At 67.2% G+C, this 10,898-nt stretch carries 8 protein-coding genes; all 8 read left to right on the top strand.

Annotated elements, in window-relative coordinates:
* Positions 1-1,293: an MFS transporter gene (locus O5K31_RS10435; RefSeq protein WP_269713537.1), complete on the top strand. Its 1,293-nt coding sequence runs from the start codon at positions 1-3 to the stop codon at positions 1,291-1,293.
* On the top strand, positions 1,294-2,046 hold the full coding sequence (locus tag O5K31_RS10430) for an SDR family NAD(P)-dependent oxidoreductase (RefSeq protein ID WP_269713536.1): 753 nt from the start codon (positions 1,294-1,296) through the stop codon (positions 2,044-2,046).
* Positions 2,046-3,230: an SGNH/GDSL hydrolase family protein gene (locus O5K31_RS10425; protein ID WP_269713535.1), complete on the top strand. Its 1,185-nt coding sequence runs from the start codon at positions 2,046-2,048 to the stop codon at positions 3,228-3,230. Before O5K31_RS10430 ends, O5K31_RS10425 begins: the two co-directional genes overlap by 1 nt.
* Positions 3,231-3,334: 104 nt before the next feature.
* Positions 3,335-5,035 (top strand): gamma-glutamyltransferase family protein, encoded by a 1,701-nt coding sequence (locus O5K31_RS10420; RefSeq protein WP_269713534.1) that lies wholly within the window; start codon positions 3,335-3,337, stop codon positions 5,033-5,035.
* A 240-nt stretch (positions 5,036-5,275) separates the two neighbouring features.
* Entirely contained in the window at positions 5,276-5,884 is a 609-nt protein-coding gene (locus O5K31_RS10415; protein ID WP_269713533.1) for a LysE family translocator, read from the top strand.
* Between the two features lie 79 nt (positions 5,885-5,963).
* Complete coding sequence (parC, locus tag O5K31_RS10410; RefSeq protein WP_269713532.1) at positions 5,964-8,216, top strand: DNA topoisomerase IV subunit A; 2,253 nt, start codon at positions 5,964-5,966, stop codon at positions 8,214-8,216.
* Between the two features lie 14 nt (positions 8,217-8,230).
* Positions 8,231-9,526, top strand: coding sequence for a serine hydrolase domain-containing protein (locus O5K31_RS10405; RefSeq protein ID WP_269713531.1), 1,296 nt, complete (start codon positions 8,231-8,233; stop codon positions 9,524-9,526).
* Positions 9,527-9,595: 69 nt separating this feature from the next.
* Complete coding sequence (locus tag O5K31_RS10400) at positions 9,596-10,864, top strand: serine hydrolase domain-containing protein (RefSeq protein WP_269713530.1); 1,269 nt, start codon at positions 9,596-9,598, stop codon at positions 10,862-10,864.
* The last annotated feature ends 34 nt before the right edge of the window (positions 10,865-10,898 follow it).

Here is a 10,898-nt window from a genome sequence, read left to right as displayed (position 1 = left end):
ATGAAATCCGGCATGAGGTGGGTCATCATCGGCCTGATCGCGATCGCCACGGTGGTCAACTACATCGACCGAAACGCCCTGGCGGTGATGTGGCCCGAGATCGCGCCCGAGGTCGGCGCGACCAAGGAGGACTACGCCCTTCTGGTCACGATCTTCATGCTCTTCTACGCCTTGGGGCAGTTCGTCTTCGGCAAGCTGTTCGACGCCATCGGCGTGCGGCTGGGCTTCGCGCTGTCGATCGGGGTCTGGTCGATCTCCATCGCGCTGCACGCCCTGGCCAGCTCGGTCGCCTCCTTCAGCATCTTCCGCGCCATGCTGGGGATCAGCGAGGCCGGCGCCTGGCCCGGCGCGGTCAAGGCCAACGCCGAGTGGTTTCCCGCCCGAGAGCGCGCTCTGGCCCAAGGCATATTCAATGCGGGGGCCTCGATAGGCGCGATCGTCTCGGCGCCCCTGATCGCGCTCATCTTCCTGGCGATCGGCTGGAAAGGGACCTTCCTTCTGGTCGGCGTCCTGGGCTTTGTCTGGCTTCTGCCCTGGCTGGTGATCTATCGCGCCGGCCCCGATCGACACCCCTGGGTGAGCGCGGCCGAGCGGGCCCTCATCCTCGACAAGCCCTTGGCGCAAGCCGCCGACGCGCCTCCGCCGCCGGTCTATGTCCCGACCATGCGTCAGCTCCTGTCGCATCGGCAAAGCTGGGGCGTGATCCTGTCGCGCTTTTTCCTCGATCCGATCTGGTGGCTGTTCGTCTCGTGGCTGCCGATCTACCTGGCCGAGACCTTCAATTTCGACATCAAGCAGATCGGAATCTTCGCCTGGGTTCCGTACGTCGGGGCGATGATCGGCAGCATGGTGGGCGGCTGGCTGTCGGGCCAACTGATCCAGTCGGGCCGCTCGCCCGGCATGGCGCGCAAGCTGACCGTCACCCTGGGCGGCCTGATCATGACGCCTTGCCTGATCGTGGCGCCTAGCATGACCGATCCGACACTCGCGGTCCTGGTCATCGCTGGCGTGCTGTTCGGCTTCCAGGTCGCCATCGGCAACATCCAGACCATTCCCGGCGACCTGTTCGACGGTCGTTCGGTGGGATCGCTGGCCGGCATCGGGGGCATGGCGGCGGTAGCCGGCACCTTGATCACCACCTGGCTGGTGCCCGCCATGACCAAGGTCTCCTACGGCCCGATCTTCATCCTGGTCGCGGCCCTGGTTCCTCTTTCCATCCTCTCCCTGTGGTTCGTCACCGGTCGCATCGCGCCGGTCCAGGCGACCACCCCTACTGCTCTGAAGGACACCTGAATGCGCCTCAAGGACAAGGTCGCCATCGTCACCGGCGGTGGCCGCGACATCGGCCGTGACGTCTCCCGCGTGCTCGCCCGTGAAGGCGCGAAAGTCGTGATCAACTTCGCCAACGACGAGGCCAGCGCGGCCGAGACGCTGGCGAGCATCAAGGCGGCCGGCGGCGAGGCCATCGTGCATCGCGCCGACGTCACGACGGCCGAGGGCTCGGCTTCGTTGGTCGCGGCGGCCCAAGCCGCTTACGGCGAGCAGGTCCACATCCTGGTCAACCTAGCGGGCGGCATGGTCGAGCGACGGCCCCTGGCCGACATCGACGAGGCCTTCTTCGACAAGGTGATGACCCTAAACCTGAAGTCGACCTACCTGATGACCCGGGCGGTGGCGCCGCTGATGCCGGAGGGGTCCTCCATCATCAACTTCTCGTCCCAGGCCGGCCGTGACGGCGGCGGTCCGGGCGCCTCGATCTATGCGACGTCCAAGGGCGCGGTGATGACCTTCACCCGCTCGATGGCCAAGGAGCTGGGCCCCAAGGGTGTGCGGGTCAACAGCCTGTGCCCGGGCATGATCGCCACCAGCTTCCACGACATCTTCACCAAGCCGGAAGTTCGCACGGCGGTGGCGGGCAACACCCCGCTGCGTCGTCAGGGACGGCCCGAAGAAGTCGCCGAGACGGTGGCCTATCTGGCCTCGGACGCGGCGGCCTTCGTCACCGGCGTGAACCTGGACATCAACGGCGGGATGTTCTTCTCGTGATGCGCCGCGGGCCGGTCGCGATCGCGCTTTTGCTGGCGCTGGCCGGCTCGCCCGCCGTCGCCCAGAAGGCGGCGGAGTGGCGGCCCGCCTGGACCGCTTCGGCTGCGCCGGCGCGTTTCGACGGCACGCCCGACGCGCCGCTGGGCTATCTGGACCAGACCATTCGCCAGGACATCCGCATGGGTGTGGCGGCGCAGGCCGTCCGCCTGCGCATCAGCAACGAGGTGGGCCAGCAGCCGCTAACGCTGGACGGCATGACCGCCGCGGGCCCCGACGGCAAGACGCTGCCCGTCACCTTCGGGGGCGCGCGCGACATCGTCGTTCCGGTCGGGGTCGCCCTGGTCAGCGATCCGCTGCCGATCGCGGTCAAACGCGCCGACCTGTTGACCGTCACTTTGCACGCGCCAGGCCCCGTCCGGGGCGTGGTGCGGCGCACGGCGGTGCGGCTAGGGGCTGGGAAGGCGGCGGTGTCGTCAGATGCGCCGCTTGAACGGCGACAAAGCTTCGTCTCGGCGGTTTACGCCCTGACGGACAAGCCGCCGGCGGTGATTGTGGCGCTGGGTGACTCCATCACCGAAGGCGCGACATCGACCCTTGGGGCCGACAAGGACTGGCCCTCGGTCCTTGGCCGTCGCCTTGAGGCGGCCTGTCCTGGAGCTTTCGTGGTCGTGAACGCGGGCATCAGCGGCAACCAGGTGGTCCGCGACGGCCGCAGCCCCAACGTTCGCGCCCGGCTGGACCGCGACGTGCTGTCCCTGCCGGGCGTAACCCATGTGATCCTGATCGAGGGCATCAACGACATCCGCCACGACGGAAATCCCGCCAATGTGGGCCGCAGCCCAGAAGAAGTGATCGCCGCCTATCGGCAGGTGATCAGCCGCCTGCATCTGCGCGGGATCAAGGTGATGGGGGGGACGCTCACCGGATTCGCCGGCTCCGAACGTTTCGACGAGCGTTCCGAAGCCTCGCGACAGACCGTCAACGCCTTCATCCGCGACAGCGGCGAATTCGACGCGGTGGCGGACTTCGACAAGGCGACGCGCGATCCGGCCAATCCCCTGGCGCTGAGACGGGATTTCGGGCGCGACGACCGGCTGCACCCCAATGATCAGGGGTATGAGGCCATGGGCCAGGCTATCGACCTGTCGGCGTTCATCCGGCCGGGAACCAAGTGCGCCAGATGAGGTGATGGGCGCATCACGCAATTGAGCGCGCATAGCGACGTTACATATTGCGCCCATACCTCCGCGACCTGCAGCATGCCTGAATGTGTCTAGGGGGACGAAGCATGTTGAAGCGTTTGATGGCCGCTGGCGTGGCGCTGGTTCTGGGGAGCAGCGTCGCGGCGGCGCAGGAGCAGGGCGCCAAGCCGGCTGCTCATGCGCCGAAGGCCATGGCTTCCTCAGGTCATCCGCTGGTCACGCAGGCCATGCTGGATGTGCTCAAGCGCGGCGGCAACGCCATGGATGCGGCACTGACCGGAGCGATCATGCAAAGTGTGGTCGAGCCCCAGATGGTCACCTTGGCCGGGGCGCTGTCGGCGCTCTATTACGACGCCAAGACGGGCCAGTATCACTATCTGGACGCTGAGTTGGACCATACCGCCAAGGGCGCGCCGATCGTCGCCGGCTGGGCGCAGGTTACCGGCGGCGGCTCGGGAGTCGAGGCGACCTCGGGCAGCCTTGTCGCGGTTCCAGGCGAGGTGGCGGGCCTGAAAGCCGCCGCCGACCGGTTCGGAACGCTGAAGTGGAGCCAGTATTTCGAGCCGTCCATCCGCCTCGCGGAGAACGGCTTTCCCATGTACTCCTTCCTCTATGGCGAGATGGCCGACGCGGCGATGACCCGGCTGTCGGCCTATCCGTCGGGCCGCGAGGAGTTCCTGCCCAAGGGCTATGTGCCGCCGGTCGGGACCACGGTGACCCGGCCACGTCTGGCCGCCACCATGCGCCGCCTGGCCGCCGAGGGACCGGACTACTTCTACAAGGGCGACTGGGCGCGCAAGTTCGTGGCCGAGGTCCAGCGCACCGGCGGGTCGATCACCGTTGAGGAGATGGCCGGCTACAAGGTGCGTTGGGAAGAGCCCCTGAAGTCGAGCTTCAAGGGACACGAGATCATCTCCTCGCCGCCGCCCGGTACGGCGGGATCGCTGATCGCCATGGTGCTGAACATCGCCGAGCCCTGGGACTTCAAAGCGATGGGGCACTACACGCAGTCGGCCGACAGCCTCTACCGCCTTCGTCAGGCCTTCGCCTTCGCCGAGGACCTGACCGACGCCTACATCCAGGACCCGGTGTCGTTCGACGTGCCCAGCGACATCCTGCTGTCCAAGAGCTTCGCCGCGCAGCTGACCGGCCTGATCGACGGCGCCATGCCCAAGGCCGCGATCACCGGCAAGACAGCGCAGGCCGGCGGCTTCAGCCTGGCCGGCGGGTTCGACCACAGCGACCCACACGCCTCGGACACCGACCACATCGTCGTCGCCGACAAGGACGGCAACGTCGTGTCCCTGACCCACAGCGTCAAAGGCACGACCTTCGCCACCGGTCTCGTGGTGGACGGGGTGGTGGTCAACAGCGGCAACTACTTCCCGGGCAAGAACCTGGGCGAGGGGCGTCGGGTGGTCGGCGGTTTCCCGCCCACCATGGTGGCCAAGGGCGGGGCGCCCGCCCTGGCGCTCGGCTCGCCGGGCCTGACCTCCCGCGCCGTGGCGCTGACCCTGATCAATCACCTCGGTTATGGCATGTCGCTGGAACAGGCGGTGGATGCGCCTCGGTTCCAGGGCGCGCAGGCGGCCCGGCCGCTGACCATCGAGGGGCGGCTGTCCGACCAGACCCGAGCCGACATGAAGGCGCACTATGGCGTCACGGTGAAGGTGACCACGCCCTACAACTGGCACTTCGGGTCGATCCATGCGGTCGCCCGTCAGCCGGACGGCTCGCTGATCGGCATCGCCGATCCTCGCCGGGGCGGGCTGGCGGCGGGTTATTGAGGGACGGCTTTGAGAACCCCGATATCTCGGTTATGAGCACGGTCATGCTTCGCACCGCGAAACAACAGACCCAGCAGCAGCAACGTCGCCAGACCGGCGGCGCGGCGGCGTTTGGGCGCGTGGGAAGCAGGAGAGACGACGGCCGCTAGAGGCCGCGCACTCCAAACCTCCACAAGAACCCGAAAGCCCCGCGACGCCGTCGCGGGGCTTTTCGCATTTGCGCGCAAAGGATTGAAATCAATGTCACTTCTGTTCCTGAAAGCCATGGGGATCGGCCTGGCCGTGGCCGCTCCCGTGGGACCCATGAGCCTGCTGTGCATGCGGCGCAGCCTGACCGACGGCTGGCGGCCTGGCCTGGCCACGGGAGCGGGCATCGCCCTGGGCGATGGACTCTATGCAGCCGTGGCGGCCCTGGGCTTCGCCGGCATCTCGGCCTTCATGCTGGAATACGAGAAGCCCCTGCACCTGGCCGCCGGGCTGTTCCTGATCTGGCTGGGCCTAAGGTCGTTCTGGCGCAAGACCGATGCGGAAGCCGCGCCAGGGCTGCACGCCGCCTGGCCCAAGGCGCTGGGCTCGGCCCTGCTGCTGACCCTGACCAATCCGCCCACCATCATCATGTTCGCGGCGATCTTCGCGGCCCTGGCGCCCAAGAGCGGGTTCAGTCCTTCGGCGGCGGTCCTGACGACTTCGGGCGTGGTGGCGGGATCGATGCTGTGGTGGTGCGTGATCGTCGCCGGCGTTTCGATCTTCCGTCACGCGATCGGCATCCGCGCCCGACGCTGGATCGACCGGATTTCCGGCGCCGTGCTGATGCTTTGCGGCGGTCTGGAGCTGCGGAGGGCGATTTGACGCCCCGTCGTGGCCGTCCTTGGGGGACAAGGCCGCTCAGCCCGATTAAATAGGCGGTTCGCACGGACCACGATTCGAAATGAACAAGCCTTTCCTCCCCCCTGGCGGTGACGGCGGCGACGACCGCATCATCGAAGAGCCGCTCAGCGAAGCGCTTTCGAAGCGCTACCTGGCCTATGCCCTGTCGACGATCAGTTCGCGGGCCCTGCCGGACGTGCGCGACGGGCTGAAGCCCGTCCACCGGCGCGTGCTCTACGCCATGCACAACATGCGCCTGAACCCCGAGGCCGCCGCGCGCAAGTGCGCCAAGGTGGTCGGGGAGGTGATGGGTAACTTCCACCCCCACGGCGACCAGTCGATCTATGACGCCCTGGTCCGCCTTGCCCAGGATTTCGCCCAGCGCGTGCCGCTGGTCGAGGGGCAGGGCAACTTCGGCAATATCGACGGCGATAACGCCGCGGCCATGCGCTACACCGAATGCCGGATGACCGAGGCGGCGACGCTTCTGCTCGACGGCATCAACGAGAACGCCGTCGATTTCCGCCCCACCTATGACGGCCAGGACGAAGAGCCGACGGTGCTGCCGTCGGGCTTTCCGAACCTGCTGGCCAACGGCTCTTCGGGCATCGCCGTGGGCATGGCGACCTCGATCCCGCCGCACAACGCGGCCGAGCTGATCGACGCGTGCCTCGTGCTGCTGCAACGGCCGGATGCGACGACTCTGGACCTGATGGAGCGGGTGCTGGGTCCGGACTTTCCCACCGGCGGCGTCATCGTCGAGCCCAAGTCCAGCCTGCTTGAAACCTACGAGACCGGCCGTGGGGGCGTTCGCGTCCGCGCGCGCTGGGAGAAGGAAGAGACGGGGCGCGGCACGTACCAGATCGTCGTCACCGAGATCCCGTATCAGGTGAAGAAGTCCGATCTGGTCGAGCAGCTAGCCGACCTGATCGACAGCAAGAAGGCGGCTCTGCTGGGCGACGTCCGCGACGAGAGCGCCGAAGACGTGCGCCTGGTGCTGGAGCCCAAGAGCCGCAACGTCGAGCCCGAAGTGCTGATGGAGAGCCTGTTCAAGCTCTCGGCCCTGGAGCAACGCTTCCCGGTCAATATGAACGTGCTTGATGCGCGGGGCACCCCGGGCGTCATGGGCCTGAAGCAGGCGCTGAAGGCGTTCCTGGATCACCGCCGCGACGTGCTGGTGCGCCGCGCGCGCTTCCGCCTCGACAAGATCGAGGCCCGCCTGCACATCCTGGCCGGCCTGCTGGTCGCCTATCTGAACCTCGACGAGGTGATCCGGATCGTCCGCTATGAGGACGAGCCAAAACAGAAGCTGATCGCGGCCTTCGCGCTGACCGAAATCCAGGCCGACGCCATCCTCAACACCCGCCTGCGCCAACTGGCCAAGCTGGAGGAGATGGAGATCCGCCGCGAACACGCCGAGCTGGAGGAAGAGCGCGACGGCATCGTCGCCATGCTCGGCTCCACCGAAGCGCAGTGGAAGCTGGTGGGCGTGGGCCTGCGCGACGTGCGCGAGACGCTGGGCCCGGGCACCGCGCTGGGCAAGCGCCGCTCGACCTTCGCCGACGCGCCGCAGGTGGACACCGAGGCGGCCCTGGAAGCCCTGATCCCGCGCGAGCCGATTACGGTCATCCTGTCCGAGAAGGGCTGGATCCGGGCGGCCAAGGGCAAGGTTGAGGACCCGTCGGAGCTGAAGTTCAAGGAAGGCGACAAGCTGGGCTTCGTCGTTCCGGCCGAGACCACCGACAAGCTGCTGATCTTCGCCTCCGACGGTCGGTTCTTCACCATCGGCTGCGACAAGCTGCCGAGCGCCCGCGGGCATGGCGAGCCGCTGCGTCTGATGATCGACCTGGACGACAAGGTGAAGATCATCGACGTCTTCCCGCACAAGCCGGGCCGCAAGCGCTTCATGGCGTCCAAGGCTGGATACGGCTTCCTGATGCCGGAGGAGGAGGCGATCGCCAACCGCCGGGCCGGCAAGCAGGTGATGACCGTCGATGACAAGGGCGCGCTGAGCTGTATCGAGGCCGCCGGCGACGAGGTGGCGGTGATCGGCGACAACGGCAAGATCCTGATCTTCCCGCTGGAAGAGCTGCCGGAAATGCCGCGGGGCAAGGGCGTGAAGCTGCAGACCTACCGCGAGGGCGGCCTGCGCGACACGCTGGTCTTCAATCAGGAAACCGGGCCCGCCTGGATCGACACCGCCGGCCGCCGCCGCGAATGGGGCGAGTGGCGCGAGTGGATCGGCAAGCGGGCGGGGGCCGGCAAGCTGGCGCCCAAGGGCTTTCCGACCAGCAAGCGGTTCCGGCCAAAATGAACCGGAGGGCGGTCATGTTTAGCGCCCTGGCTGCTCTTTTCGGCCTTGGCGGCGGGAAGGCATGGGCCGCCCGCTCGCCGGTGACCTTGAGCCATGGCCGTCCTGAGGACGTGGGCTTCGACTCCGCCCGCCTGGCGCGGCTGGACGACGCCATGCGGCGAACCATCGCCAGCAACCAGATCGCCGGCGGGGTCACCCTGCTGGCGAGGCGAGGTAAGATCGTCTCGCTACAGGCCTATGGTCAGCGGGACATCAACCTCGGCGATCCGATGACCACGGACGCGATCTTCCGCATCCGGTCTGAGACCAAGCCGGTCACCGGTCTGGCCATGATGATGCTCTATGAGCAGGGTCTGTGGGGCCTGGACGACCCGATCACCACCTTCATTCCGGAATTCACCGACTTGAAGGTGTTCAAGAGCGCCGATCCGAACGGCGCGATCACCGAGGTCGAGGACCTGACGCGCCCGCCGACCATGCGCGAGCTGATGACCCACACGGCCGGTTTCGCCTATGGCCTGGCCGGGGACAGTCCGCCGGACCGCGCCTACCTGGAAGCCGGGGTGTTGTCCTCCGACTCCCTGTCGGACATGATCAACCGCATCTCCACCCTGCCGATGTTCTGCCAGCCGGGGGTGATGTGGCGCTATAGCATCGCCACCGACATCCAGGGCCATATCGTCGAGCGCCTGTCGGGCATGAGCCTGCCCGAGTTCATGAAGACGAAGATCTTCGCCCCTCTCGGCATGGACGACACCGACTTCTACGTCCCGCCGGAGAAGCGTCGCCGGCTTGCGACGCTGTACGACTTCGACGGCGGCGTGGGACGCCTGGTGGAGCCGCCGACACCGTCCTATCGCGACGTGTTGCAGCCGCCGGTCGCGCCGTCGGCGGGGGGCGGACTGGTGTCCACGGCCCGCGACTATGCGCGCTTCTGCCAGCTGATCCTCAACGGTGGTGAACTGGACGGCGTGCGGTTGGTGAAGCCTGAGACGGTGGCCCTTATGGGCTCCAACCACCTGCCGGCCAGCTTCACAGTCACCTCCAACGGCATCCGCCCGTTCCCCTTCGGGCCGGGCCTGGGCTTTGGCCTGAACGTGGCGGTGGCGGTGGATCCGGCGCTGGGCAATGCGCCGGTGGGGAAGGGGACCGTCAGCTGGGGCGGTTCGGCCGGCACCTGGTTCTGGGTCGATCCGACCAACGACCTGTTCTTCATCGGCATGATCCAGCGGGTCGGCGGGATCGGGTCGGGCCTCGACGCGGAGACGCGAAGCCTTGTGTATCAGGCCCTGGCGGACCGTTCGAAATAGCTGGCGGGCTGTCTTATCGCCGTTAAGGTGCCCCGCTAAAGCTCCAGTGGTGATTAGGGGAAAGCCTTCATGCGACGTTTGAACTGGGCGGTCGCCGCCGCAGCCGCCATCCTTGCCGTTGCGCCAGCGTGCCAGGCCCAGACGACCACGGCGCCCGCCGCGGTCTCCAAGGACGCCGCGTTCCAGCAACTGGACGCTTCCATGCACGCCTTGGTCGATCAGGGGCGGTTGCCGGGCGTGGCGACCTATGTCGTCAAGGGCGGCAAGGTCATTCACCAGGACATCTATGGCAAGGCCGACCTGACCACCGGGGCGCCGCTGAAGGCCGACACGATCTACCGCATCTATTCCCAGACCAAGCCGGTGACCGGCGTGGCGATGATGATGCTGTTCGAAGAGGGCAAGTGGTCGCTGGACGACCCGATCACCAAGTTCCTTCCCGAACTGGCGAACCTGAAGGTGTTCAAGGGTATCGACGCGGCCGGCCAGCCGATCACCGAGCCTGCCAAGCGCGCCGCCACCATGCGCGAGCTGATGAGCCATCAGGCGGGCTTCGCCTACGGCCTGCAGGTCGACAACCCGGTGGACAAGGCCTACCGCGACAGCGGCCTGCTGGGCTCGCCCACCACGGACGCTTTCCTGCAAAAGCTTGCGACCCTGCCGCTGATCGGCCAGCCGGGCGAGCAGTGGAAGTACAGCGTGGCGGTGGACCTGCAGGGGGCGATCGTCGAGCGCATCACCGGCAAGAAGCTGGGCGCCTTCATGCAGGAGCGGATCTTCGCCCCGCTGGGCATGGTCGATACCGGCTTCTGGGTTCCCGCCGAGAAGCAGAGCCGCCTGGCCTCGCTGTATCTGATCAACCCCAAGGACAAGGCCGTGGTCCCGGCCCAAGGCTTCATGGTGCTGGACGTGTCCAAGCCGCCGGCGGTGGAGTCGGGCGGCGGCGGTCTGGTCTCGACCACGGCCGACTACGCCCGGTTCTCGCAGATGCTGCTGAACGGCGGGGAGCTGGACGGCAAGCGCCTGCTGAAACCCGAAACGGTGGCGCTGATGCGCGCCAACCACCTGTCGGAGGCCTCCCTGGCCAAGAAGCCGTTGGGCCCTGGCGTCGGCTTTGGTCTGGACTTCGCCACCGTCATGGACCCGGCCGCGGCCGGCACGCCCATGGGCAAGGGAACATACAGCTGGGGCGGCGCGGCCGGGACCTGGTTCTGGATCGATCCGGTCAATGACCTGTTCGTCCTGGGCATGGTCCAGGTCCTAGGGCGCGGTGACGACGAGGCGGAGCTGAACCGCCTGTCGGCGGCGGGCATCTATCCGGCGATCAAGGCGCACTGAGCGATGAAACCTTTTCGCCTCGCTGTTTAGAGGC

The organism is Caulobacter sp. NIBR2454, from assembly GCF_027474405.1.
Classification (GTDB): Bacteria; Pseudomonadota; Alphaproteobacteria; order Caulobacterales; family Caulobacteraceae; genus Caulobacter.
The sequence above is the reverse complement of the archived record's forward strand: the minus strand, read 5'-3'. Positions and strand labels throughout refer to the sequence as shown.

Bases quoted from the DNA above. Each gene is read 5' to 3' on its own strand.
- O5K31_RS10425 (WP_269713535.1), top strand. From the start codon at position 2,046: ATGCGCCGCGGGCCGGTCGCGATCGCGCTTTTGCTGGCGCTGGCCGGC.
- O5K31_RS10400 (WP_269713530.1), top strand. From the start codon at position 9,596: ATGCGACGTTTGAACTGGGCGGTCGCCGCCGCAGCCGCCATCCTTGCC.
- O5K31_RS10430 (WP_269713536.1), top strand. From the start codon at position 1,294: ATGCGCCTCAAGGACAAGGTCGCCATCGTCACCGGCGGTGGCCGCGAC.
- O5K31_RS10420 (WP_269713534.1), top strand. From the start codon at position 3,335: ATGTTGAAGCGTTTGATGGCCGCTGGCGTGGCGCTGGTTCTGGGGAGC.
- parC (WP_269713532.1), top strand. From the start codon at position 5,964: ATGAACAAGCCTTTCCTCCCCCCTGGCGGTGACGGCGGCGACGACCGC.
- O5K31_RS10435 (WP_269713537.1), top strand. From the start codon at position 1: ATGAAATCCGGCATGAGGTGGGTCATCATCGGCCTGATCGCGATCGCC.
- O5K31_RS10405 (WP_269713531.1), top strand. From the start codon at position 8,231: ATGTTTAGCGCCCTGGCTGCTCTTTTCGGCCTTGGCGGCGGGAAGGCA.
- O5K31_RS10415 (WP_269713533.1), top strand. From the start codon at position 5,276: ATGTCACTTCTGTTCCTGAAAGCCATGGGGATCGGCCTGGCCGTGGCC.